The 22993-nt window shown below is 68.2% G+C and carries 26 protein-coding genes; 22 read left to right on the top strand and 4 right to left on the bottom strand.

Annotated features, from left to right (window positions below):
* Positions 1-83 precede the first annotated feature (83 nt).
* The 13 genes from Q5H94_RS07585 (at position 84) to Q5H94_RS07525 (ending at position 11448) form a co-directional block, all read left to right on the top strand.
* The gene (locus Q5H94_RS07585; protein WP_304560650.1) at positions 84-1424 is read left to right on the top strand and encodes an aromatic ring-hydroxylating oxygenase subunit alpha; all 1341 of its coding nucleotides are present in this window, start codon (positions 84-86) and stop codon (positions 1422-1424) included.
* A 48-nt stretch (positions 1425-1472) separates the two neighbouring features.
* A complete protein-coding gene (locus Q5H94_RS07580; RefSeq protein WP_304560649.1) occupies positions 1473-2165 on the top strand; it encodes a TetR/AcrR family transcriptional regulator in 693 nt (230 codons plus the stop codon).
* Positions 2166-2278: 113 nt separating this feature from the next.
* Positions 2279-3703 (top strand): aromatic ring-hydroxylating oxygenase subunit alpha, encoded by a 1425-nt coding sequence (locus Q5H94_RS07575; RefSeq protein WP_304560648.1) that lies wholly within the window; start codon positions 2279-2281, stop codon positions 3701-3703.
* Positions 3700-4077, top strand: a complete 378-nt coding sequence (locus tag Q5H94_RS07570; protein WP_304560647.1) for a 2Fe-2S iron-sulfur cluster-binding protein — start codon at positions 3700-3702, stop codon at positions 4075-4077. The genes Q5H94_RS07575 and Q5H94_RS07570 overlap by 4 nt, the downstream gene beginning before the upstream one ends.
* Entirely contained in the window at positions 4074-5069 is a 996-nt protein-coding gene (locus Q5H94_RS07565) for a thiamine pyrophosphate-dependent dehydrogenase E1 component subunit alpha (RefSeq protein ID WP_304560646.1), read from the top strand. Before Q5H94_RS07570 ends, Q5H94_RS07565 begins: the two co-directional genes overlap by 4 nt.
* Before the next feature lie 44 nt (positions 5070-5113).
* Positions 5114-6088 carry an alpha-ketoacid dehydrogenase subunit beta gene (locus Q5H94_RS07560; RefSeq protein WP_304560800.1) on the top strand — a complete coding sequence of 325 codons (975 nt, stop codon included), beginning with the start codon at positions 5114-5116 and terminating at the stop codon, positions 6086-6088.
* Positions 6089-6100: 12 nt separating this feature from the next.
* Positions 6101-6331: a lipoyl domain-containing protein gene (locus Q5H94_RS07555; RefSeq protein WP_304560645.1), complete on the top strand. Its 231-nt coding sequence runs from the start codon at positions 6101-6103 to the stop codon at positions 6329-6331.
* Positions 6328-8052 carry an FAD-binding protein gene (locus Q5H94_RS07550; RefSeq protein WP_304560644.1) on the top strand — a complete coding sequence of 575 codons (1725 nt, stop codon included), beginning with the start codon at positions 6328-6330 and terminating at the stop codon, positions 8050-8052. Before Q5H94_RS07555 ends, Q5H94_RS07550 begins: the two co-directional genes overlap by 4 nt.
* Before the next feature lie 22 nt (positions 8053-8074).
* A complete protein-coding gene (locus Q5H94_RS07545) occupies positions 8075-8533 on the top strand; it encodes a nuclear transport factor 2 family protein (RefSeq protein WP_304560643.1) in 459 nt (152 codons plus the stop codon).
* Positions 8526-9113, top strand: a complete 588-nt coding sequence (locus tag Q5H94_RS07540; protein WP_304560642.1) for a protein kinase family protein — start codon at positions 8526-8528, stop codon at positions 9111-9113. The genes Q5H94_RS07545 and Q5H94_RS07540 overlap by 8 nt, the downstream gene beginning before the upstream one ends.
* Positions 9092-9637, top strand: coding sequence for a phosphotransferase (locus tag Q5H94_RS07535; RefSeq protein ID WP_304560641.1), 546 nt, complete (start codon positions 9092-9094; stop codon positions 9635-9637). Before Q5H94_RS07540 ends, Q5H94_RS07535 begins: the two co-directional genes overlap by 22 nt.
* Entirely contained in the window at positions 9634-10779 is a 1146-nt protein-coding gene (locus tag Q5H94_RS07530; protein WP_304560640.1) for an oxidoreductase, read from the top strand. The genes Q5H94_RS07535 and Q5H94_RS07530 overlap by 4 nt, the downstream gene beginning before the upstream one ends.
* A gap of 9 nt (positions 10780-10788) precedes the next feature.
* Positions 10789-11448 (top strand): flavin reductase family protein, encoded by a 660-nt coding sequence (locus tag Q5H94_RS07525; RefSeq protein ID WP_304560639.1) that lies wholly within the window; start codon positions 10789-10791, stop codon positions 11446-11448.
* 10 nt (positions 11449-11458) lie between these two features.
* Here Q5H94_RS07525 and Q5H94_RS07520 read toward each other — a convergent pair whose 3' ends face one another.
* Positions 11459-12091 (bottom strand): PaaI family thioesterase, encoded by a 633-nt coding sequence (locus Q5H94_RS07520; RefSeq protein ID WP_304560638.1) that lies wholly within the window; start codon positions 12089-12091, stop codon positions 11459-11461.
* Between the two features lie 156 nt (positions 12092-12247).
* On the opposite strand from Q5H94_RS07520, the gene Q5H94_RS07515 reads away from it, so the two are divergent.
* The 4 genes from Q5H94_RS07515 to Q5H94_RS07500 are packed head-to-tail and all read left to right on the top strand — an operon-like array spanning position 12248 to position 15793.
* On the top strand, positions 12248-13114 hold the full coding sequence (locus Q5H94_RS07515) for a transketolase (RefSeq protein ID WP_304560637.1): 867 nt from the start codon (positions 12248-12250) through the stop codon (positions 13112-13114).
* Positions 13111-14106 carry a transketolase family protein gene (locus Q5H94_RS07510; RefSeq protein WP_304560636.1) on the top strand — a complete coding sequence of 332 codons (996 nt, stop codon included), beginning with the start codon at positions 13111-13113 and terminating at the stop codon, positions 14104-14106. Before Q5H94_RS07515 ends, Q5H94_RS07510 begins: the two co-directional genes overlap by 4 nt.
* A complete protein-coding gene (gene budC / locus Q5H94_RS07505) occupies positions 14103-14945 on the top strand; it encodes a meso-2,3-butanediol dehydrogenase (protein ID WP_304560635.1) in 843 nt (280 codons plus the stop codon). Before Q5H94_RS07510 ends, budC begins: the two co-directional genes overlap by 4 nt.
* Positions 14942-15793 (top strand): alpha/beta fold hydrolase, encoded by an 852-nt coding sequence (locus Q5H94_RS07500; RefSeq protein ID WP_304560634.1) that lies wholly within the window; start codon positions 14942-14944, stop codon positions 15791-15793. Before budC ends, Q5H94_RS07500 begins: the two co-directional genes overlap by 4 nt.
* A gap of 10 nt (positions 15794-15803) precedes the next feature.
* On the opposite strand, the gene Q5H94_RS07495 is transcribed toward Q5H94_RS07500, so the two are convergent.
* The 3 genes from Q5H94_RS07495 to Q5H94_RS07485 are packed head-to-tail and all read right to left on the bottom strand — an operon-like array spanning position 15804 to position 18678.
* Complete coding sequence (locus Q5H94_RS07495; RefSeq protein ID WP_304560633.1) at positions 15804-16841, bottom strand: zinc-binding dehydrogenase; 1038 nt, start codon at positions 16839-16841, stop codon at positions 15804-15806.
* Positions 16841-18019: an epoxide hydrolase family protein gene (locus Q5H94_RS07490; RefSeq protein WP_304560632.1), complete on the bottom strand. Its 1179-nt coding sequence runs from the start codon at positions 18017-18019 to the stop codon at positions 16841-16843. The genes Q5H94_RS07495 and Q5H94_RS07490 overlap by 1 nt, the downstream gene beginning before the upstream one ends.
* 35 nt (positions 18020-18054) lie before the next feature.
* Complete coding sequence (locus Q5H94_RS07485) at positions 18055-18678, bottom strand: TetR/AcrR family transcriptional regulator (protein WP_304560631.1); 624 nt, start codon at positions 18676-18678, stop codon at positions 18055-18057.
* Between the two features lie 77 nt (positions 18679-18755).
* Between Q5H94_RS07485 and Q5H94_RS07480 the strand changes: the two genes are divergently transcribed.
* The 5 genes from Q5H94_RS07480 to Q5H94_RS07460 are packed head-to-tail and all read left to right on the top strand — an operon-like array spanning position 18756 to position 22991.
* A complete protein-coding gene (locus Q5H94_RS07480) occupies positions 18756-19547 on the top strand; it encodes an SDR family oxidoreductase (RefSeq protein WP_304560630.1) in 792 nt (263 codons plus the stop codon).
* A gap of 30 nt (positions 19548-19577) precedes the next feature.
* Positions 19578-20585, top strand: a complete 1008-nt coding sequence (locus tag Q5H94_RS07475) for a zinc-dependent alcohol dehydrogenase family protein (protein ID WP_304560629.1) — start codon at positions 19578-19580, stop codon at positions 20583-20585.
* A 15-nt stretch (positions 20586-20600) separates the two neighbouring features.
* Positions 20601-21401 (top strand): enoyl-CoA hydratase/isomerase family protein, encoded by an 801-nt coding sequence (locus Q5H94_RS07470; protein WP_304560628.1) that lies wholly within the window; start codon positions 20601-20603, stop codon positions 21399-21401.
* Positions 21402-21403: 2 nt separating this feature from the next.
* On the top strand, positions 21404-22177 hold the full coding sequence (locus Q5H94_RS07465; protein ID WP_304560627.1) for a tyrosine-protein phosphatase: 774 nt from the start codon (positions 21404-21406) through the stop codon (positions 22175-22177).
* A gap of 13 nt (positions 22178-22190) precedes the next feature.
* Positions 22191-22991, top strand: a complete 801-nt coding sequence (locus Q5H94_RS07460; protein WP_304560626.1) for an enoyl-CoA hydratase-related protein — start codon at positions 22191-22193, stop codon at positions 22989-22991.
* Positions 22992-22993: the final 2 nt, after the last annotated feature.

Below are 22993 nucleotides of genomic sequence, written 5' to 3'. Positions count from 1 at the left end.
ACCGCCCGCAGATTTTGGATGCGTCGCTGAACCTAATCTGCAATAACAGTGGACGCAGTGTCAACAAATAGAAGAGACGCGCCGTGGGTGAGGTTGCCAAACTGACGCCGCCAGGAGGGGCGAAGGCCGATCCGTATTTCATTCCGGCCGAGGCCTATACCTCCGCCGATCATGCGCGTCGCGAGAAGGAGCGATTGTGGCCGCGCGTGTGGCAGATCGCCTGCCGGGTCGAGCAACTGCCCGACATCGGCAGCCAGATCGTCTATGATATCTGCGACGATTCGATCCTCGTCGTGCGTGCGGCCGATGGCATCCGTGCCTTCTACAACGCCTGCCCGCATCGCGGCCGGCAACTGGCGAGCGGGGCGCGGCGCACGCAGGAGATCGTCTGTCCCTTCCACGGCTGGCGCTTCAAGCTCGACGGGCGCTGTTCGCACGTACCGTACGGCGGCGACTGGCAGGGCAGCCTCGGCGACGCGGATCGCAATCTCGTCGCGGTGCAGTGCGACACCTGGGGCGGCTTCGTGTTCGTCAATCCCGATCCGGCCGCAGCACCACTCGCCGATTTCCTCGGCGAGGTGGTGACGAAGCTCGGGCCGTACGAGATCGAGAACCAGCGCTTCCGCTGGGCCGCCTCGGTCGAGATCAACTGCAACTGGAAGCTGGCGATCGAGGCGTTCGACGAGGCCTATCACGTCCAGACGACGCACCCGCAACTGCTCAAGGCATTCGACGACCGTACGACGGCCAACATCACCGGCCCGCACGGGTATCTGCGGCGTTCGGCCGATGCGGGAGGGCTCGGTACGCCCTCGCCGCTGCTGGGGCGGGCCGCGCCCGACGATGTGCGGCCGCTGGTACTCGAATTCATGCGGCAGATGGTGTTCGACGTGAAGAGCGTGTTCGCCGAGCGCGACATGGCCGCCGCCGCGCGGATCATGACCGAGCTGCCCGCCGACGTCTCCGCGCCCGAGGCGCTGGGCGCGACTTTGCGCTTCCGGCGCGAGGCGGCGGAGGCGGCGGGCGTCGGCTGGCCGGCGATCACGCCCGAGCAGATGGCGACGAGCGGCAGCACCTGGCACATCTTCCCCAATATCGTCGTGCTGCCGCAGCCGACCGCGTCGCTCTGGTATCGCGCCCGCCCGCTTGGCCGCGGCGACGATCCCGAGCGGTGCCTGTTCGAATTCTGGGCGCTGGAACGCTATGCGCCGGGCTATGCGCCCGAGGTGACGCAGACGCACTATGCGGACTGGCGCACCTTCGACGCTTTGCCGTCCTTCCTCGCGCAGGACTTCGCCAATCTGCCCTATATGCAGGCGGGCGTGCGCAGCCGGGGGTTCAGGGGGGCGCGCGTCAATCCGGTGCAGGAGGGCATCATCGCCAATTATCATGCCCACATCCGGGCGATGATCGATGAGGCGTGAGGGGCCCGCAACCTTGCGCTTGCGCGTTTCGACCTTATCGGTGGTGTCATGGGTAATGTGACGCAAACCGCGATCGACGGCGAGGCCGGGGCCGAATGGGACGCGCCGGGCGCCGAGGAAGCGTCGCGCGACCGGTTGACCAAGTGGGAATTGCGCAAGATCAAGACCCGCCGGCTGATCCTGCATGCCGGGCGCGAGCTGTTCGCCGATCGCGGCTTCATCACCCCGCGCGTCGAGGATGTGGCGCGCGCGGCTGGGGTCAGCCGCGCCGCTTTCTACCTGCATTTCCGCTCGCTCGAGGATCTCATCCAGGCGGTCTTCAGTCGCGAGGTGCGCTGGCAGTTGCGGCGCTACCGCAGCCTGACCAACGAGACTTTGGGCAGCACGCGTAAGATTCGCGGCTGGCTGGAACGGTTCTTCGCCAGCTTCCGGCAGGAACGGCAGTATATCCTGATCGTCTACCGCGCCTTGTCGAGCAACCCGGAGACGATGCGGGTGATCTTCGATGAGCATCGCCGCGTCGTCGGTTCGCTCGCGCGCCGCGTGCCCTCGCTGCGGCTGGTCGGCGAGGACGGCAAGCCCGACCGCGTGCGCGTGACGGAACTCCACACGCTGCTGCGCCGCATCGACGAACTGTCACTCTACAGCGCTTTCAACGCCTGGAGCGAGGACACCGACCTCGCGGTCGATCTGCTCGCGCGCGACATTATCCGTTTCGCGGAAGGGCCCGCCGCGGCCTGAGGCATCCCCTTCTCCAAATTGTTTGACACCGTGTCGACTATTGTCCTAGTCTCGAGTCGATCGATGGCGCGTGCCGGCTGGCGCGCAAAGCCGACGACGAGAGGAGAGAGGCGATGGAAACGCTGGACGGCGGCGCGCGCGTGGGGGATGCCGAAGACCTGTTCGATCCGCCGCCACTGAAGCCGGAACCCGAACACCCGCCGCTGTACATGCGCGATGTTCTCGCCCGCGACCCGTTCCCGCCGCCCGCGAACATGTTCGAGGACCAGCAGGCCTATCTGGGATCGGGCCCGATCCCGGCGTCGCGCTATTTCAGCCGCGACTATGCCGCGCTCGAAAAGGAAAAGATGTGGTCGAAGGTCTGGCAGTTCGCCTGCTGGGGCCACGACATCCCCAATCCGGGCGACATCCACGTCTATCGTATCCTCGATCGCTCGGTCCTGGTCGTTCGCCAGCGCGACGGATCGGTGAAGGCGTTCGTCAACGCCTGCCTGCACCGCGGCCGCGAACTGTGCGAGACGCACACGCATCAGAACGAGCTGAAATGCCCGTATCATTATTTCACCTGGGGTCTCGACGGATCGCACAAATGGACGCCGGCGAAATGGGATTTCCCGCAGCTCGACGAGAAGAAATTCAGCCTTCCCGAAATCCGGGTTGAGGAATGGAACGGTTTTCTGTTCGTGAACTTCGACACGGATGCTCCGAACCTTGCCAGTTACATGGGATCACGCTTTCTCGATCACTGGAAGGGGTGGGATTTTTCGAACCGCTACAAGGCGGTTCACGTCAAAAAGACCATTAATTGCAACTGGAAGGCGGGGATGGACGCCTTCATCGAGGGCTTCCACGCCTTCGCCTCGCACAGCCAGGGTGCCGCGATCAGTTGCGAGGATATCGGCCAGTTCGACATCTACGACGACGCGCCGCACATGAGCCGCTTCATCCTCCCGCTCGGCATGCCGTCGTTCCGGCTCGATCCGCGCCCCGACGATGCGACCGCGTTCGAATATATGTGCGCGGGCTTCCTGCCCGAGGCGCTGGGCACCGACGAGGGCAGGCTGCAGCCGGGCGAGGATGCGCGCGCGGGATCGGCGCGCGTCGCCCGGAAGAGCTATGTCAAGAAATACGGCATCGACCCCGCGACCGTCTCCGACAGCGAGGCGCTCGACGCGATCAGCTATTTCATGTTCCCCAATTTCATGCCGTGGCCGACCCTGGCCTATCCGCTGGTCTATCGCTTCACCCCGCTCGAAGACCCGGACTGGTGCGTGTGGGAGACGATGCTGTTCCACCCCTTCACCGGGGAGCGGCCACCGAGCTGCGCGGTCAACGATCTCGGCACCGACGGATCGATGGTCGACGATGCGACCGAGCTGGGTGGCCTCGCGCTCGTGCTGCATCAGGACGACGTGCAACTGCCCGCGGTTCAGCGCGGCATGAAGAATCTGGCGAGCGGCGAGCTGATCCTGACCGAGACGCAGGAACTGCGCATCCGCCACCTGCACAAGGTGCTCGAGGATTATATCAACCGGTGAGCGGGGCGGTGGCATTGTCGGTTGCCCCTCAGGAGGCGGAGGTGCGGATCGAGCCGCTGGGCGAGACGATCCGCCTGCGGCCGGGCGAACCGCTGATGCGCGGCGCGCAGCGGCAGGGTCTGTCGTGGCCGACGATCTGCCACGGCCAGGCCTTTTGCGGGCAATGCTGGGTGCGCGTGACGGACAGCGCCGAGCCGTTGCCGGAGCCCGACGCGAAGGAACGTAACGCCCTGCGCGCGGTGCCGTCACATCTCCAGGGCCCGACCGTGCGGCTGGCCTGCCAGCTCAAGCCGACCGGCACGATCACCGTCGAACGCGCGCAGGTTTCGCGCCCCGCCCCAACACCCAAGCCGGAGCAAGGACAGGCCGAATGACAAGCCCAAGGACAAGCAATGCTCCAGACGGCGACACGCTCGTCGAAATCTACCGCCGCGCGCAGCTGATCCGGCATTGCGGCGAGCAATTCCTCAAGACGATCCGCGCCGGGCGTATCCAGGCACCCTATTACTCACCGCGCGGGCAGGAGGTGCTGGCCGCGGCGACGATGGTGACGCTGGCGGCGGACGACTATGTCGTGACAATCTACCGCGGGCTGCACGATCAGCTCGCGAAGGGCGTGCCGCTCAAGGAGCTGTGGGCCGAATATGCCGGTAAGGCCTCGGGATCGTGCAAGGGCAAGGGCGGGCCGATGCACATCACCCACCCGGCCTCGGGCGTGGTGGTGACGACCGGCGTGGTGGGATCGGGCATCCCGATCGCCAACGGCCTCGCGCTCGCCAGCCAGGTCAATGGCGACGGCAAGATCGCGCTGACCAGCTTCGGCGACGGTGCCACCAACATCGGCGCGTTCCACGAGGCGCTCAACCTCGCCTCGGTGTGGAAGCTGCCGGTGATCTTCCTCTGTCAGAACAATCTCTATGCCGAGCATACCAGCTTCGCCAACGGCACCGGATGCGAGAATATCGCGATGCGCGCCGCATCCTACGGGATGCCGGGCGTACAGGTGAACGGCAACGACGCGGTGGCGATGTACCGTGCGGCGGCCGACGCCGTGGCGCGGGCGCGGGCGGGCGAGGGGCCGACGCTGATCGAGGCGCGCACCTTCCGCTTCGAGGGGCATATCCTCGGCGACGACAGCCATTACATTCCGAAGGAGGAGATGGCCGCCGCCATCGCCGCCGATCCCGTGCCGGCGCTGCGCCGCCAGATCGTCGCAGCGGGATACGCGACGGACGAGGCGCTCGACGCCATCGAGGACCGAATCGTCGCCGATGTCGCCGAGGCGCTCGCCTACGCCATAGCCGAACCCTATCCCGACGTCGCCGAGCTCGGCCGCGACGTCCTAGACGTGGAGATCGTCCCTTGACCGCGACCCTGGAAGCAACGGCACCTGCGGACACAAAGCCGCGCATGATCTTCGGCGCGGAGGCGGCGCTGCAGGCGCTCGACGCGGCGATGGGCGAAGATCCCACCGTGCTGCTGTTCGGCGAGGATCTTGCCGATCGCGAGGGCGGCGGGGTGATGGGCGCGTCGAAGGGCCTGTCCACCAAATACGGCGACCTGCGCGTGCGATCGACGCCGATTTCGGAGCAGGCGATCATGGGCGCGGCGGTCGGCGCGGCGATCGCGGGGATGCGCCCGGTCGCCGAGATCATGCTGATGAACTTCCTGACTGTGTGCATGGACCAGATCGTCAATCACGCCGCCAAGATCCGCTTCATGTCGGGCGGGCAGACGTCGTGCCCGCTCACCATCCGCACCATGACCGGCGTCGGTGCCGGGCTCGGCGGGCAACATAGCGACATGCTGGAGGCGTGGTTCGCGCATGTCCCCGGCCTGAAGGTGGTGGTGCCGTCCAACCATGCCGACTGGACCGGGCTGCTCCACGAATCGATCATGGACGACAATCCGGTGCTGTTCGTGGAATCGACGCTGATGATGCGCGCCAAGGGGGCCGCCGCGCCGATCGGGCACCGCCTGCCGCTCGGCAAGGCCAATGTCGCGCGCACTGGCAGCGACGTCAGCGTGATCGGCTATGGGCGGCCGATCAACGACGCGCTGGCGATCGCCGAGAAGCTTTCGGGCGAGGGCGTCTCGGTCGAGGTGATCGACCTGCGCACCGTCGCGCCGTGGGACAAGGAGGCGGTGCTGACCTCGGTCGCCAAGACCGGGCGCGCGGTGATCGTGCATGAGGCGGTGCGCAATTTCGGTTGCGGCGGGGAGATCGCCGCGACGATCGGCGAGGAATTGTTCGGCCAGCTGAAGGCCCCGATCCGCCGCGTCGGATCGCGCAACACGCCGGTGCCGGTGTCGCCCGTGCTCGAAAAGGCTTTCGCCTGGAGCCAGAGCGACATCGAGGCGGCGATCCGCAGCACCCTGAACTGACTGGGGGGACACATGGCGTACGACATTCTGGTGCCGCAACTGAGCTTCTCGATGACCGAGGGGACGATCGTCGAATGGCTCGCCGAGGACGGCGCGGCCGTGACGGAGGGAGCGCCGCTATTCTCGATCGAGGCGGACAAATCGACGGTCGAGGTGCCCGCGCCCGCCTCCGGCACGCTCAGCATCACGAGCGAGCTCAATGAGGCCTATGCCGTCGGCACGGTGATCGGAAGCATCGCATGAACGCGCCCGCCGGCAAGCCGGTGGCGGCCGGCGAGCTGCTCGATTGTGTGCCCGATACCGGCACCGAGATCGGCGCGGCGATCGTCGTCGCGGATGCCGATGCCTTCGCCTGGGACGACCAATGCGACATGCTCGTCATCGGCTTTGGGCTGGCCGGTGCGGCGGCGGCGCTGAAAGGTGCGGAGCTGGGCGGGATGGATGTCGTCCTTGCCGATCGCTTCGACGGCGGCGGCACCAGCGCCCTGTCGGGCGGGGTCGTCTATTCGGGCGGCGGAACCCGCGTGCAGAAGGAGCTCGGCATCGCCGACAGCGCCGACAATCTCGCCGAATATATGGCCTACGAGGCGGGCGAGGTGCGCAAGGCATCGACGATCCGCCGCTTCGCGGACCGCAGCGCGTCGATGATCGACTGGCTGGAGGCGCGCGGCGTGAGCTACGGCGGCCCGCTGGAGACGCGCAAGACGAGCTATCCGCCGGCCAGCAAGTTCCTCTATTATTCGGGCAACGAGGTCGCGCCCGCCTATGCGACCGCCGACGGCCCCGCGCCGCGCGGCCACCGCGCGATCCCGACGCGCGAGGAGGATTACAGCAAATATTCGGGCTTCGTGCTGATGTCGACGCTGCAGCGCTATATCGAGGCGGACACGCCGATCCGCCTCAAGCTGAAGGCGTCGGCGCGGCGGCTGGTGGTCGACGGCACGGGCCGTGTGATCGGCGCTGAGCTGTGGCAGATTCCGCCGGGCAGCGCGGCCGCCGAGAAGCACAGCGCTTTGCGTATCAAGAGCCAGAGCATGATGCGCGCCATGCTCGGCCTGACGCAGGGCGACTGGCGCAAGATGGCGGCGATCGAGCGCAAGGAGGCGAAGCCGCTGCTGGTACGCGCGCGGCGCGGCGTCGTGCTGTCGACGGGCGGCTATGGCAACAACCCGGAGATGCTGAAGCGCACCGCGCCCGAATATGTCGGTAATCGCATCGCCGGGACGCCGGGCTGCGACGGATCGGCGGTGCGGCTGGGTGCTGCGGTCGGTGCGGCGCTGGGGCAGATGCATCTGTGTTCGCCGTGGCGCTTCATCGCGCCGCCGATCAGCTGGATGAAAGGCGTGCTGGTCGGGCCCGAGGGCACCCGTATCGTCAACGAACAGCTCTACGGCGCAAACGTCGGCAACGCGATCATGACGAAGGCGGGCGGCAAGGCCTGGCTCATCACCGACCAGCCCTTGCAGGACAAGGCGTTGGCGGAGCTGAAGGACAAGGAATTGTGGCCGTTCCAGCGGCTGCCGGGCAAGTTCCTCGCCTGGCGCGCGAAGAAGGCGAGCACGATCGCCGGGCTGGAGAAGAAGATCGGCCTGCCGAGCGGCAGCCTGCAGCGTACGATGACGGCCTATAACGACGCGATCCGCGCCGGCCGGCCAGATGCCGAGGGCAAGGGCGACGAGCAGCGCGTGCTGCTGGAGACGGGGCCGTTCTACGCGATGAACCAGTCGGCCGGCGTCAAGCTCAACCCGATCGGGCAGATCACGCTCGGCGGGCTGCTGACCGACGAGGACAGCAACGCCGTGCTGGGGACAGACGGTGCGCCGGTCACGGGGCTGTACGCCGCCGGACGCTCGGCGGTGGGCCTGTGTTCGCAGAATTACGTCAGCGGCATGTCGCTTGCCGATTGCATCTTCTCGGGCTGGACCGCGGCCGAGGCGATCGCGGGGAACCGCGAACCGGCGTGACGGATCGCGAAGGGGGAGCGACATGCTGAGCCTGCAGGAAATCTCCGACCGGATCGAGATCGCGATGCTGCTCGATCGCTATGCCGGTGCGATCGACCGGATCGACATGGCGCTGCTCGACAGCGTCTTCACGCCCGATGCCGCGATCGATTACACCGCCTTCGCCGAATGGGGCGGCATCGCGGGCAGCTACCCGGAGATCCGCGCGTGGCTGGCGGCGGGGCTGCCGCGGTCGCCGGGGTTCCAGCATATCGTCGCCAACAAGGAAATCGCGCTCGACGGCGACGCCGCGACGGGCCGCATCCTGTGCCTCAACCCGATTGTGCTGCCGGTGGCGGATACGGACGGGCGCCCCCGCGTCGGCTTCCACGGACTTTGGTATCTCGATCGCTACGTCCGCACGGCGGCGGGCTGGCGCATCGCGGCGCGAACCGAAGAGCGCTGTTTTTCCCACAATTTCCCGGAGCCTGCCCATGCTTGACGAAATCGACACGCCGCTCGCCATTCCTGCCGATGTCGAGGGGCTGACGCCCGAATTCCTGACGCAAGTGGTGCGCACGGTGCATCCGGGCGTCACCGTCACGGGCTTCGAACTGCTCGAGCGCAAGCGGTACGGCGAGATCATGGTCTCGACATCGGACCGGCTGAAGATGCGGCTCGACTACGCGCCCGGTGCGCCCGACGATCTGCCGCGCCAGGTCGCGGTCAAGATGAAGCGCAGCATCGACGCGGTGCTGGGCGAACTCTATCAGAACGAGGTCGATTTCTACGTGCGGCTGCGCCCTGGCCTCGCCATCGAGGCGCCGGTGGTGGTCGGCGGCGTGTGCGACAAGGAGACGGCGCTCTACTATCTGCTGCTCGAGGATCTGTCGCTGCGCGGCGCGGTGTTCCCCAGCGCGGTGCGCGACAACAGCCTGGCGGAGGTGCGCGCGGTGCTCGACCAGATGGCGCGGCTGCACGCGGCATCTGGGACAGCCCGCGCCTGCGCGGCGACCTTGCCTGGTATCAGAGCCATGTCGCGGGGTCGCTGCACGACCGCATGGACGCCTCGCTGCCGCTGACGATCAGCGGCGACATCGCGGTCAATCCGTTCAAGCGCGATCTCGTCGCGAGCCTCGACACCGACGTGCCGGCCCTGCACGCGCTCTATGGCGCGCTGCAGCGGCATCAGGCGACGCTGCCGCAGACGATTCTGCAGGGCGACGGCCATATCGGTAATGCGTATCTGCTGCCGGACGGTACGGCCGGGCTGCTCGACTGGCAGCTCACCGCGCGCGGCGCTTGGGCGCACGACGTCAATTACCTGATCCTCACCGCCCTCGACGTCGAGACGCGCCGTGCCGAGGAACGCGCGCTGCTCGGCCATTATCTGGAGCGTTTGCGCGAATACGGCGTCGTTGCGCCGCCTTCCGCGGAAGAGGCGTGGCTTGACTATCGCCGGGCGATCCTGTGGAGTTTCTACGTCGGTTGGCTGACCACGCCGATCGCCAATTACGGCGAGGCGCTGAACCGCGCCAACCTGACGCGCACCGGCACCGCGGTGCGCGACCACGACACGCTGCATCTGGTGAGGGAGCTGACTTGAGCGATCCGCTGTTCGATCCGCTCGCCGTTGGCGGCGGCGTGACTTTGCCCAACCGGCTGGTGATGTCGCCGATGACGCGCGGATTCTCGCCCGACGGCGTGCCGCCCGAGACGGCGGCGGACTATTACGGCCGCCGCGCCGAGGGCGGGATCGGCCTGATCGTGACCGAGGGCGTCGCGGTCGAGCATCCCGCCGCGATCGGCAATTCGGGGAGCGGGGGCGAGGACATTCCCGAGATGTTCGGCGAGGCTGCGCTGGCCGCGTGGCATGGGATCGTCGAGCGGGTCCACGGCGCGGGCAGCATCATCTTCCCGCAGCTCTGGCACCAGGGCGGGCTGCGCATCGACGACAGCGGGCGCTACAAGGGCCGATCGCCGCGCCCGTCGGGGATCTGGGGGCCGGAGACGCCGAGCCCGTTCTTCGCGGCGGAGTATCTCGCGCTTGCGACCGCCGAGACCGAACCGGCCAGCGAGGAGGAGATCGCCGACGTGATCGCCGCCTTCGCGCGCAGCGCCGCCAACGCGATGGCCTGCGGGTTCGACGGCATCGCGATCCACGGCGCGCACGGCTATCTGCTCGACACGTTCTTCTGGCACGTCACCAACCGGCGCGACGACGGCTGGGGCGGGCCGACGCTGGCCGAGCGCGCGCGCTTCGGCGCGGAGGTGGTGCGCGCGATCCGCCGCGAGATCGGCGACGCGCCGATCATGTTCCGCTTCTCGCAGTGGAAGCTGCACGATTACGGCGCGCGGCTGGCCGAGACGCCAGAGGCGCTGGCGGCGTTGCTGGAGCCGCTGGCCGATGCCGGGGTCGATATCTTCGACGCGAGTACGCGCAAGTTCGCGACGCCCGCCTTCGACGGCTCGCCGCTCGGCCTGGCGGCCTGGGCGCAGAAGATCACCGGCAAGCCGGCGATGGCAGTGGGCGGTGTCGGCCTTGCCGACGATCTGCAATCCTCGCTCGGGCAGAGTTCGGCGGTGGCGGACAATGTCGGCCAGGCGCGCGCGATGGTGGCATCGGGCGAGATATCGCTGGTCGGCGTGGGGCGCGGCCTGCTCACCAACGCCGACTGGGCCAGCCGCGTGCGGGGCGGCGAGCCGCTGCGCGCCTATGACGCCGCCGATTATCGCACGCGCGTCTGAGCGATCGTCATGCAGTTCACGATGGCCGACTTGCCGGTGCGCGACCGCTACAAGATCCTCGTCTCGACCGTGACGCCGCGGCCGATCGCCTGGGTCACGACCAAGGGCAGCAACGGCGTCGTCAATGCCGCACCCTACAGCTTCTTCAACGCGATGGGGGACGATCCCGCGCTCGTCGTGCTCGGCCTGCTGAAGGCGGTCGGCACCGGCGAGGACAAGGATACCGCGACCAACATCCTCGAGATGGGCGAGTTCGTCGTCAATCTGGTGGGCGAGCATGACGCCGAGGCGATGAACCTGTCGTGCGTCGATACGCCGCGCGACGTGAGCGAGATCGACTATGCCGGCATCGCGGTGACGCCCGCCACGCTCGTCGCGCCGCCGCTGATCGCCAGCGCGCCGGTCAGCTTCGAATGCCGCAAGGTCGAGGCGCTGGCCATCGGCCCGCGCCAGGTGATCGTGATCGGCGAGGTGCTGATGGCGCACATCAAGGACGAATTCATCGCCGATCCGGCACGGCTGCGCATCGACACGCGCGCGATGAAGCTGATCGGCCGGGTTCACGGCCCCGGCATCTATGTTCGCAACAGCGATACGTTCTCGATGGACCGGGGCGCCTTCGATCCCGATCACCTGCACCGGATGCTGGCCGAACGCGACGCCGGCTAGCGGGCGCGGGTCAGGGCTGACCGGGCCGCAATTCCACGAACAATCCCTCGGCCTCGGCGCAGAGCGTGTCGCCGTCGCGGAGGTCGGCCTTGAGCAGGCGCTTGCGGCCTTCTTCGTATTCGAACCAGCCGCGGATCTGGAGGCGCTTGCCAATCGGCGTGATCGAGCGGAAATCGACGTGGAGGAATGCCGTGCGACTGCGTTTTTGCGTGCCCGCGTTCGACAGCCGCCCGAGAATCTCGTCGAACAGCAGCGGAATCGCGCCGCCGTGGACCGCGCCGTTCCCGCCGAGATAATAGTCGCCGAAGGTCACGTGGCCGCGCACGCTCTCCGCGCTCGCCTCATCGATGAACAGTTGCGGCGACATCGTCTGCCCGCGGCCGGGCAGATCGCGGCGGTGCGCGAAGATCCGCTCGGCCTCGGGCACGGCCAGCGGGCGCAGCTTGCTTGACCAGCCCGCCATATCCTGGGTGAGCGCCGCGACGATGGCCTCGTCCGGGCTGGCGGCGGCGACATCGTCGAGAAAGGTGCGCAGCGTGTCGATCATCGCGCCGTAACCGGCCGGCCCGGCGGGCACCTGTCCCTCGACCCCGCGCCAGGTTTCGCTCCAATGCGGTGCGCTTGCGTGCTCTTCGTCCGACACGGCGTTTCCTATCGATTGCCTCGATCCGCCATCGGGCGGGGAGCGCCGTGCTGTCAATGCGACGCGGCGTGAGGCGGGCGACACGAAAAGCGCCGCCTTCGCTTGACGAATCCGGTCAACGCTGACTTACAAGCTATCAAAAAGCGGGAGAGGGCGATGCAAAACAGCGTGCTGCAGCGGAACCGGGACGTGCCGCTGCGCGATCTCGAGAACCGCGCCGACTGGATCCGGCTCGAGACGATCCGCCTCGTCGAGATCGCGAAGAGCGGGCATTATTCCAGCGTCTTTTCCTGCGCGGAGATGTTCGCGGCGCTCTACTACCGCACGCTGCGCCTCAACCCGACCGATCCGCTGTGGGCCGACCGCGACCGCTTCCTGCTCGGCAAGGGGCATGCGGCGATCGGGCAATATCCGATCCTCGCCGATCTCGGCTATTTCCCGGCCGACTGGCTCGACACCTACACCCGGCTCGGCAGTGCGCTTGGCGATCATCCCGACATGAACAAGGTGCCGGGCTGTGATTTCAGCTCGGGCTCGATCGGGCACAATCTGTCGGTCGGCGTCGGCATCGCGCTTGCCGCGAAGATGCGCGGTCGCGATTATCTGACCTGGGTGATGCTCGGCGACGGCGAGCTCAACGAGGGGCAGGTGTGGGAAGCGGCACAGTCGGCGGCGCATTACGGCCTTGCGAACCTGATCGGCATCGTCGACGCCAACGGCATGGGGCTGGACGGCGATGTCGGCGACGTGATGAACATCGAGCCGATCGCCGACAAGTTCGCGGCGTTCGGCTGGTCGACGCAGGAGATCGACGGGCACGACATGGCCGCCGTCGTCGCCGCCTTCGACAGCGCGCAGGATCAGGTGCGCGCGGAGGGCCGCCCGCACATGATCGTCGCGCGGACCAAGAAGGGGAAGGGCGTCGGCTTCATGGAAACCACGCCCTATTGGCACCTCGGCTTCCTCGGGCCCGCCGACAAGGCGGTCGCGGTCGGCGAGATCGAAGAGAGGATGGCGCGATGACCGATCCGGTGGCGGCCGCGGACGAGATGCTCGATCCCGCGAGCTGGAACATCCTCACCTCGATGCCGCGGCTGCCCGCGCTGACGATGAGCGCGGAGCTGGAGGAACTGGCGGCGGTGCGCGACGACATCGTCGTACTGACCGCCGATCTCGCCTCCTCCAACGGACTCGATGCGTTCGAGCGGCGCTATCCCGATCGCTTCGTCAACACCGGCATCGCCGAGCAGAACATGATGTCGCTCGCCGCCGGCATGGCCTCCACGGGCATGATTCCCTTCGTCTCGACCTTCGCATCGTTCGCGTCGCTGCTGTGTGCGGAACAGCTGCGCACCGACCTTGCCTATACGAAGATGAAGGTCCGCATTCTCGCGCATCACGCCGGCATCTCGATGGGCTTCTACGGCACGTCGCATCACGCGGTGGAGGATATCGCGGTGACGCGCGCGATGGGCAACATGACGGTCGTCTCCGCCGCCGACGGCAATGCGATCCGCGGGCTGATCCGCACCACGATCGATCTCGACGGGCCGGTCTACATCCGCATCGGGCGCGGGGCGGAGAAGCAGGTCTATGCGCAGATCCCCGATTTCGCCCACGGCCGCTTCGTGCCGCTGCGCGAGGGCGATGCGGCGACCGTGATCGCGACAGGACTCGGCGTGAAGGCGGCGATCGACGCTGCCGAGGCCCTGGCGCAGGAGGGCATCGCGGTGCGCGTGCTCGACGCGGTGTACCTCAAGCCGATCGACCGGGAGGCGATTCTGGCGGCGGCGCGCGAGACGGGCGGCATCCTGACCGTCGAGGAGCATAACCCCTATGGCGGGCTCGGCAGCGCCGTCGCCGAGGTGATCGCCGAGGCCGGGCTGGGCATCCGCTTCGCCAAGCATGCGCTGCCCGACGATTACGCGCTCGTCGCGCCGCCGACGCAGCTCTACCGCCACTACGGCCTGACCGGGCCGGGCGTGGCCGACGCGGTGCGGAAGCTGCTGGCATGACCGAGCCGTTGGGATCGATGCGCCGCTTCGCCGGCAAGGTCGTCGCGATTACCGGCGCGGCGTCCGGGATTGGTGCTGCGACCGCGACGCGCTTCGCCGCCGAGGGCGCGCGGCTCGCGTTGTGCGATCTTGCGGGGGACAGGCTCGCTGCCTTTGCCGAGGGGCTGGCCCTCGCACCCGCCGACCTGTTCCTGAAGGCAGTCGATGTGGCGGATGGTGCCGCTGTCGAAGCCTTTGTCGAGGCGGCGGCGGCGGCGCTCGGCGGGCTCGACGTGCTGGTCAACAATGCCGGGATCGGCTGTTTCGGCCACGTCGACGAAATCACGCCCGAGGCGTGGCGCAAGACGATGGCGGTCGATCTCGACGCGGTGTTCTTCGGTTGCCGTGCTGCGCTGCCACACCTGCGCAGGAGCCGGGGGGCGATCGTCAACACCGCCTCGATCTCCGGGCAGCTCGCCGATGCCGGGCTCGTCGCCTATAACGTCGCGAAGGCGGGGGTCATCAATCTTACCCGCAACCTGGCGGTCGATCATGCCGCCGACGGCATCCGCGCCAACTGCATCTGCCCGGGCGGGGTCGGCACGCCGATGCTGACCGCGCACATGCGCGACGCCGCGATCATGGCCGAATACGAACGGCTCGTGCCGCTCGGCCGCGTCGGCACGCCCGAGGAGATGGCGGCGGCGATCACCTTCCTCGCATCGGCCGACGCCGCCTATATCACCGGCGTCGCGCTGACGGTCGACGGCGGCGTGACGGCGCAGACCGGCCAGCCCAATTTCGACCGCCTCTACCGCGAGCGCGATTGGGACAAGAAGATCCTCGCGCGCAAGCCGTGAGCGCCGTTGCGACCACCGACGTCGCGGCCAACGGCCTGCGTTTCACGTGCCGGGTACGCGGCACGGACGGCGTGCCGGTAATGCTGCTGCATGGCTTTCCCGAGACGTCGGCGATGTGGGAGCCGCTGATGACGACGCTCGTCGCGGCAGGCTTTCGCTGCGTCGCGCCCGACCAGCGCGGCTACAGCCCTGGCGCGCGCCCGGCCGACATCGCCGCTTACGCGACCGCGAACCTCGTCGCGGATATGTTCGGCATCGCCGATGCGCTCGGCTGGGAGCGCTTCCACCTCGTCGCACACGATTGGGGCGCGATCGTCGCGTGGCGGGCCGCTGCCGAGCGCCCGGAGCGGCTGGCGTCGCTGACCGTGCTGTCGATCCCGCATTACCATGCCTTCGCCGAGGCGGCATGGACCGACCCTGAAGAGGAACCGTATCGCCGCTTCCTGCTGCTGACGGTCGCGCCGGACGGTGCCGCCGAGCGCGTGCTGGGGCGCGGCGACATGGCGAGCTTCCGTCAGGACTGGACGCACCACGCGCCAGAGGAGGTCGCGCTGACGCTCGGGGTGCTGCGGCAGGATGGCGCGCTGAGCGCGGCGCTCGCCTGGTATCGTGCCTCCGACGCGCATCGCCGTGTCCTCGCCGAGCCGCCGGCGCCGGTCGCAGTGCCGACCTTGCTCATCTGGGGACGCGATGATCCCTATGTCCGGCCCGCCGCGCTGGCGCTGGGCGAGCGCATCCCGGTGGCCGGATACCGCCGCGTGGATCTCGACGCCGGGCACTGGCTGGCGCAGGAGCGGCCGGAGGACATCGCCGCGCTTGTGCTGGAGCAACTCGCGCGCCATCCGTAGCGCAGCCGCGTCACGCGCCTTCGAAGCTGACGACGATCTTGGCGTGCGTCTCGCCGTCGGCGAGATCGGCGAACGCCTGTTCCACGCCCTCGGGCGCGACGACGCCGGTCAGCACCTTGTCGGCATCGATCCGCCCCTCGGCGATGTCGTGCAGCGTCTGGCGGAATTCGGCGGGCGAATAGTTCATCGAGAAGCGGACATCGAGCTCCTTGTTGAAAGCGATCACCTGATCGATGCTGCTCGGCTCCAGCACGTTGCCGACGACGACGACGATCGCCTGCTTGGGCACCTGATCGATGACGTTTTGGGCGACGCCGGGCCGCCCGACACATTCGAACACGACCGCGCGGCGGCTGCGCGAGACGGGCTGACGTGCCCAGACTTCCGCCTGCGTTTCGCGCGCGGCATCGACCACGTCGTCCGCCCCGAGCGCCTCGGCGAAGCGGCGGCGGCCGGGCGAATAGTCGATGCCGATCACCGGGCCGATGCCGCGCGCCTTCAACGCGGCGATCACGGCGAGGCCGATTGGCCCGCAGCCCACGACCATCACGATCGCGCCCGCCGGCACGTCGGCGCGGGCGACGGCGTGCGCGCCGACCGCGAAGGGTTCGGTCAGCGCGGCGCGCGTGGCGGACAGGCCGTTGGGAACGGCAAAGGCGAGCTTCTCGGTCAGCACCATCCGTTCCGCGAAGCCGCCGGGGAAGCGGTTGGAATAGCCGACATATTCCGCGCCGTGCTGGCCGGTGACGTAGGGCAGAGCGACCACCAATGTGCCGGGTTTGAGGCGCGGATCGGTATCGGGGCCGTGATCGAGCACCTCGCCGCAGAACTCGTGGCCGAAGATCACGTCCTGCGCAGGATCGACCGGCAGCGGATCGCCCGAGCGCGACAGCCCCTCCAGAAAGCTGTCGAGATGGTGACGCGCGTGGAGATCGGTGCCGCAGATCCCGCAGGTCTTGGTGGCGACGAGGATCTGGCCCGCGCCGGGAACCGGCTCGGGCTTGTCGTCGATTCGGAAAGCCCCGTTCTGCAAGACGACCGCGCGCATCATAGCCCTCCCGTCTCGCCGTTCCGCACCGTTTGCCCGAAGGCGAGGAGATCGGCCGCGAACAGCGCGGGCTGTTCGAAGGCGGCGAAATGGCCGCCGGCCGGTGCCTCGTACCAGTGGACGAGATTGTATTCGCGCTCGACCCAGGCCTTGACCGGCCCGTGGATCTCACGCGGATAAAAGGCACCGCCGGTCGGCACCTCCACACGCGCGCCGGGCCGCTCGCCGCGCCGGTGCGCGAGCTCGTATTCGCGATAGAGCCGCACCGACGACGCGATCGTGCCGGTGAACCAGTAGAGCGAAATGTTGGCGAGCATCTGATCGAAGCTCAGCGCGTCGCGCGGATCGCCCTGGTTGTCGGTCCAGGACTGGAACTTCTCGACGATCCACGCGGCGAGGCCGACCGGCGAATCGGAAAGCCCGAAGCCGAGGGATTGCGGGCGCGATTTCTGGATCGCCTGATAGCCGAATTCGTCGGGGATCTTCGCGCGGTCGGCGTGGTAGCGCGCGCGTTCCCTGTCGGTCATCAGTGCGAACGGATCGGCCACGCCCGCCGGTTTCCACGGCGGCAGCATGTTGAGGTGCAGGCCGATCAGCCGCTCCGGCGCGAGATCGGGCAGGAAGCGCGAGATGATCGAGCCCCAGTCGCCCCCCTGCGCGACGAACCGCTCATAGCCGAGTGCGCGCATCAGATCAAGGTGCCGCGCCGCGATCGCGCGGGGCGACATGCCGGGCTTCGTCGGCGCGGCCGAAAAACCGTAGCCGGGCAGCGAGGGCGCGACGACGTGGAATGCGTCCTCCGCGTTGCCGCCGAAGCGCTCGGGCTCGGTCAGGCGCGGGATGACGTCGAGCAGCTCGACGATCGAGCCGGGCCAGCCGTGCGTGATGAGCAGCGGCGTCGCATGCGGATGCGGCGAACGCTGGTGGATGAAGTGCGTGTCGAGCCCGTCGATCTCGAGCAGGAATTGGTCGAAGGCGTTGATCCGCGCCTCCGCCGCGCGCCAGTCGAAGCGGTGCCGCCAGTGATCGGCAAGCTCGCGCAGGAATGAGAGCGGCGCGCCATAATCCCAGCCGACGTCGTCGAGTTCGCCAGGCCAGCGCGTCGCATCGAGCCGCCGGTGAAGGTCGGCGATGGCCGGCTCCGGCACCGCGCAGCGGAAAGGTCGCAAATCCGTCATGCCGTCCGCTCCTTCGTTCGTCTTTTGCAGCTGTCCTAGTCGATGTGACCAGCGCGACCCAGCCGGTTCAACGCGCCGCGCGTCAGCAACCGCGTGATCTCGTGGCGGATCGTGTCGAAGGGCAGGGAGGGCTTCAGCTTGCCTGCCATCTGCAGCACGATGAGCCCGTGGATCGCTGACCAATAGACGTGACCGAGCAGTTCGGGATCGCCCTCCAGCAGGCCCGCCGCCACCATATCCTCGATATAGCCGGTCAGCGTGCGGTGCGACCGTTCCTCGGCAGCGCGCAGGGCAGGCGTCTTGTCGCCGTCGGCCTGTTCGAGCGCGAAGATGAGCTGATAGGCGGCGGGCTGTTCGAACGCGAAATCGACATAGGCGTCGCCCAATGCGCGCGATCGCTCCCAGAGGTCGCCGGGCTGCGCATAGGCCGCCTCGATCCGGTCTGAAAAGCGGTTGAGCGCGGCCGCGCGCGTCGCCGCCAGCAGCTCGTCCTTGTTGCGGAAATAACGGTAGAGCGAGGCGGGTGCCCAGCCCAGCTCCGCCGCGATCGAGCGCAGCGACGTGGCGGCAAGGCCGCGGCGCGCGAACTGCGCCTCCGCCACGGCGCGGATGCGGTCGCGGCAATCGCGGACTTGGGTGTCGGTGAGCGGAAGCGCCATCTTGCTTGCATACTAAACACTGTTCGGTAAGCAAGCGCCGAACGATGGTCGCGATCGAGTCGCGAGGGAGAGACGGCATGAGCGCATTCAGGGATGGGTTGTTCGAGGGCAAAAGCGTGTTCGTCGCGGGCGGCACCAGCGGCATCAACCTCGGCATCGCCAAGCGCTTCGCCGATCTCGGCGCGAAGGTCGCCGTGCTCGGCCGCAACCCGGAAAAGGCGGCGTTCGCCGCCGCCGATATCGGCCAGGGCGCGATCGCGCTGACCGCCGACGTGCGCGATTACGGCGCGATCCGCGCCGCGCTGGAGGAGGCTGCGGCCACGAACGGCAAGTTCGACGTCGTGGTCTCGGGCGCGGCGGGCAATTTCCTCGCACCCGCGCTCGGCATGTCGGCAAACGGCTTCAAGACGGTGATCGACATCGATCTGATCGGCACCTTCAATGTGTTTCGCGCCTGCCACGATCTGCTCGTGACGCCCGGCGCATCGCTGATCGCGATCACGGCCGGGCAGGCGATCAACGCCAAGCCGCTGCAGGTTCATGCCTGCGCGGCGAAGGCCGGGATCAATCACATGATCCGCGTGCTGGCGATGGAATGGGGGCCGGAGGTGCGCGTCAACGGCATCTCGCCGGGGCCGATCTCGGGCACCGAGGGGATGGCGCGACTCGCGCCCGACGCATCCGAACACGACGCCTATTTCGAACGGATCCCGCTCAAGCGCTGGGGCGAGATCGACGAGATCGCCGAGGCGGCAGTGTTCCTGTCGAGCAGTTCGGCGGCCTATGTGACGGGCACGATCCTCGATGTCGATGGCGGCTCGCAACTCGGCGATGCGAGCCGTATGGACGTGGAGAAAGGGCTCGCCTGAGCGGCCCCGCAGGTACTTCGGGAGACGATGATGAAGGCGATCCAGCTCCGCCACCCCGCCACGCTCGACACGCTGGCGTTGGTCGACCTGCCAGACGCGCCCGCGCCGGGGCCTGGCGAGATCACCGTCCGCCTGCGCGCGAGCTCGCTCAATTATCACGATTACGCGGTGGTGACGGGCGGCATCCCGGCGGCGGAGAACCGCATCCCGATGTCCGATGGCGCGGGCGAGGTGACGGCGGTGGGGGACGGCGTCACCGATTTCGCGGTCGGCGATGCAGTCGTCTCGCTGTTCTTTCCGAACTGGATCGCCGGACAGCGGCGCGGCGGCGGCTTCGACAGCGTGCCCGGCGACGGGATCGACGGCTATGCGCGCGAGAGCGTCACGCGGGCGGCGAGCGCCTTTACCCGCGCGCCCAGGGGGTTCAGCCACGCCGAGGCGGCGACGCTGACCTGCGCGGGGCTGACGGCGTGGCGCGCGCTGGTGGCAGAGGGGCATCTGAAGGCGGGCGACACCGTGCTGGTGCAGGGCACCGGCGGCGTCTCGATCTTCGCGCTGCAAATCGCCAAGGCGATGGGCGCGACCGTCGTCGCCACCTCCTCGTCCGACGAAAAGCTCGAACGGTTGAAGGCGCTCGGCGCCGATCATCTCGTCAACTACAGGACGACCGAGAAATGGGGCAAGGCGGTGCTCGGCCTGACCGGCGGTGTGGGCGTCGACCATGTCGTCGAGATCGGCGGATCGGGCACGCTCGACCAGTCGATGATCGCGGCGCGATCGGGCGGGCATATCGCGATGATCGGCGTGCTGTCGGGCTACAAATCGCCCGTCACCACATCGATGCTGATGCAGAAGGAACTGCTGGTGCAGGGCATCACCGTCGGCAGCCGCCGCCACCAGCTCGATTTCATCGCCGCGGTGGAGGCAACGGGGATCCGGCCGGTGCTCGACCGCAGCTTCGCGCTCGCCGACCTGGCGGGTGCATTCCGCCACCAGGAAAGCGGCGCGCATTTCGGCAAGATCATCGTGGACATCTGATGCAAGGATTCGGGCATGACCTATGAAACGATCACCGTCGAAAAGCGCGGTCAGGTCGACTGGCTGACGCTCAACCGGCCCGAGGCGCTCAACGCGATCTCGATCGAGATGGTCGGCGAGCTCAACGACTATTTCGGCAAGCTATACAACGACGGCAGCGTGCGGCTGGTGGTGATGCGCGGGGCGGGGCGCGCGTTCAGCGCCGGGCTCGACATCAAGCAGCGCGACGAACGCGACGAATCCGAAGTGCCCTTCGGCGGCGGCTTCGGATTCCAGGGCTATCTCGCCGATGTCTACATCAAGATGCGGCGCTGCCCGCAGCCGATCATCGCGCTGGTGCAGGGCCCCGCGTGCGGCGGCGGCTTCGCCTTCGCGCTGGCGGCGGACGTGCGGATCGCGGGCGAATCGGTGAAGATGAACGCCGCCTTCATCCGCATCGGCCTGTCGTCGTGCGACATGGGCGTCAGCTATTTCCTGCCGCGCCTCGTCGGCGTGTCGGTGGCCTCGGAACTGATGCTGACCGGGCGCTTCATCCGCGCGCAGCGGGCGCTGGCGACGGGCCTGGTGTCCGAAGTGGTGCCCGACGACCAGCTCGAGGCGGCGGCGCAATCGTATATCGACGACATGCTCCACGCCTCGCCGATGGGGCTGCGCATGACCAAGGAAGGGCTCAACATGGCGGTCGATGCGACCAGCCTGGAGGCGGCGATGGCGATCGAGAACCGCAACCAGCTTATGACCAGCAAGAGCCCCAATTTCGCCGAGGGCATGAAGGCGTTTCTGGAGAAGCGCGAGCCGGTCTACACGGCCGATTGAGCGTGGAACCGGCCGCCTCGGGGTTCGAAGGAATCGACAATTTCCGCGATTTCGGCGGCCAGCCCTCACGCTTCGGCGGGCGGGTGGCGAGCGGGCGGCTGTTCCGCTCGGGCGATCTGGCGGGGGCGAGCGACGCCGACCTCGGCGGGTTGCGGGCGCGCGACATCCGCCTCGTCGTCGACATGCGCTATCCGCGCGAGCGTGAGACCCGGCCCTCGCGCCGCCACCTCCCGTCCGGTCTCGTCGTGCTCGAATGTGCCGATCTGCCCGGCGGCCGCGCGCCGCACCTGCCGACCGGCGCGAAGGTCTCCGCCGACGAGGCGTTCGCGCGGATGCTGCGGGTCTATCGCGGGATGCCGTTCGCCGCGCATTACGTCGATCTGCTGCGCGCCTGGTTCACCGCGCTGGCGGAGACGCCGCGCGGCGGCGCGCTGGTCCACTGCGCGGTCGGCAAGGACCGTACCGGCATGATCGCGGGCGTGACGCTGCTGATGCTGGGGGTCGAGCGCGAGGCGCTGATCGCCGACTACATGCTGACGGGCGACGTCCGCTCCTTCCCCAACGCGCACGGCGATCTGCGCAAGGAGCGGCAGCATCTGATCGACGGCAGCGACCCGGCGACGGCGATGATGTACGCTGCCCAGGCCGACTATGTCGCCGCCATGCTCGCGGCGATCGACGCGGAGCAGGGCGGTATCGCGGGCTATGCGCAGGCCGTGCTCGGGCTCGACATGGACGTGCAGGAGCGGATCCGGGACAACTGGCTGCAACGATAAACGGGAGAGCGATATGACCACGGAGACGCCGGCCGCCGTCGGCAAGGAAGTGCTGTTCGAGATCGTCGACGATCATGTCGCCATCGTCACGCTCAACCGGCCAGAGAAGCGCAACGCGGTCAATGCCGAGCTGGCGCGCGGGGTGCAGTGGATCGTCAAGCAGGTGGAGGCCGACGACGCCATCCGCGTCGCAATCATCACCTCCTCGCTCGAATCGACCTTCTGCGCCGGGGCCGATCTGGCCGAGATTGCGGCCGGGCGCGGGGCGCTGATCGCGCCCGACGGCGACGGGTTCGCCGGCTTCAACGATGCGAAGCGCGACAAGCCGTGGATCGCGGCGGTACGCGGCGCGTGCCTGGCCGGCGGGTTCGAGCTGGCGCTGGCCTGCGACATGATCGTCGCCGCCGACGATGCGCGCTTCGGCCTGCCCGAGACGAAGCGCGGGCTGTTCGCAGGCGGCGGCGGGACGTTCCGCCTGCCGCGCGCGATCCCGCGCAACGTCGCGCTGGAAATGCTGGCGACGGGCGATCCCATCTCCGCCGAGCGCGCCTATGCGCTGGGGCTGGTCAATCGCCTCGTGCCGAGCGCCGGCGTGCTGGGCGCGGCGCGCGACCTGGCCGGGGCGATCGCCAGCGCCGCGCCGGTATCGGTGCGCGAGACGCTGAAGGTCGCGCGGCTGGTCAGCGACCGCAGCGAGGCGGAGCTGCGCGCGCTCGGTGACGCGGCGAGCAAGACGACCAGCGCCACGGAGGATGCGCGCGAAGGGCCACGCGCCTTCCTGGAAAAGCGCGCGCCGGTCTGGGCCGGGCGCTAGGC

The organism is Sphingomonas immobilis, assembly GCF_030580995.1.
Taxonomy (GTDB): Bacteria; Pseudomonadota; Alphaproteobacteria; order Sphingomonadales; family Sphingomonadaceae; genus Sphingomonas; species Sphingomonas immobilis.
This window is presented reverse-complemented; position numbering and strand designations above follow the sequence as displayed.

What these genes read in the sequence shown, in the direction of transcription:
- Q5H94_RS07580 (WP_304560649.1), top strand. Translation starts at nt 1,473, where the DNA reads ATGGGTAATGTGACGCAAACCGCGATCGACGGCGAGGCCGGGGCCGAA.
- Q5H94_RS07575 (WP_304560648.1), top strand. Translation starts at nt 2,279, where the DNA reads ATGGAAACGCTGGACGGCGGCGCGCGCGTGGGGGATGCCGAAGACCTG.
- Q5H94_RS07565 (WP_304560646.1), top strand. Translation starts at nt 4,074, where the DNA reads ATGACAAGCCCAAGGACAAGCAATGCTCCAGACGGCGACACGCTCGTC.
- Q5H94_RS07560 (WP_304560800.1), top strand. Translation starts at nt 5,114, where the DNA reads ATGATCTTCGGCGCGGAGGCGGCGCTGCAGGCGCTCGACGCGGCGATG.
- Q5H94_RS07555 (WP_304560645.1), top strand. Translation starts at nt 6,101, where the DNA reads ATGGCGTACGACATTCTGGTGCCGCAACTGAGCTTCTCGATGACCGAG.
- Q5H94_RS07550 (WP_304560644.1), top strand. Translation starts at nt 6,328, where the DNA reads ATGAACGCGCCCGCCGGCAAGCCGGTGGCGGCCGGCGAGCTGCTCGAT.
- Q5H94_RS07545 (WP_304560643.1), top strand. Translation starts at nt 8,075, where the DNA reads ATGCTGAGCCTGCAGGAAATCTCCGACCGGATCGAGATCGCGATGCTG.
- Q5H94_RS07540 (WP_304560642.1), top strand. Translation starts at nt 8,526, where the DNA reads ATGCTTGACGAAATCGACACGCCGCTCGCCATTCCTGCCGATGTCGAG.
- Q5H94_RS07535 (WP_304560641.1), top strand. Translation starts at nt 9,092, where the DNA reads ATGGACGCCTCGCTGCCGCTGACGATCAGCGGCGACATCGCGGTCAAT.
- Q5H94_RS07525 (WP_304560639.1), top strand. Translation starts at nt 10,789, where the DNA reads ATGCAGTTCACGATGGCCGACTTGCCGGTGCGCGACCGCTACAAGATC.
- Q5H94_RS07515 (WP_304560637.1), top strand. Translation starts at nt 12,248, where the DNA reads ATGCAAAACAGCGTGCTGCAGCGGAACCGGGACGTGCCGCTGCGCGAT.
- Q5H94_RS07510 (WP_304560636.1), top strand. Translation starts at nt 13,111, where the DNA reads ATGACCGATCCGGTGGCGGCCGCGGACGAGATGCTCGATCCCGCGAGC.
- budC (WP_304560635.1), top strand. Translation starts at nt 14,103, where the DNA reads ATGACCGAGCCGTTGGGATCGATGCGCCGCTTCGCCGGCAAGGTCGTC.
- Q5H94_RS07495 (WP_304560633.1), bottom strand. Translation starts at nt 16,841, where the DNA reads ATGCGCGCGGTCGTCTTGCAGAACGGGGCTTTCCGAATCGACGACAAG.
- Q5H94_RS07490 (WP_304560632.1), bottom strand. Translation starts at nt 18,019, where the DNA reads ATGACGGATTTGCGACCTTTCCGCTGCGCGGTGCCGGAGCCGGCCATC.
- Q5H94_RS07485 (WP_304560631.1), bottom strand. Translation starts at nt 18,678, where the DNA reads ATGGCGCTTCCGCTCACCGACACCCAAGTCCGCGATTGCCGCGACCGC.
- Q5H94_RS07480 (WP_304560630.1), top strand. Translation starts at nt 18,756, where the DNA reads ATGAGCGCATTCAGGGATGGGTTGTTCGAGGGCAAAAGCGTGTTCGTC.
- Q5H94_RS07475 (WP_304560629.1), top strand. Translation starts at nt 19,578, where the DNA reads ATGAAGGCGATCCAGCTCCGCCACCCCGCCACGCTCGACACGCTGGCG.
- Q5H94_RS07470 (WP_304560628.1), top strand. Translation starts at nt 20,601, where the DNA reads ATGACCTATGAAACGATCACCGTCGAAAAGCGCGGTCAGGTCGACTGG.
- Q5H94_RS07460 (WP_304560626.1), top strand. Translation starts at nt 22,191, where the DNA reads ATGACCACGGAGACGCCGGCCGCCGTCGGCAAGGAAGTGCTGTTCGAG.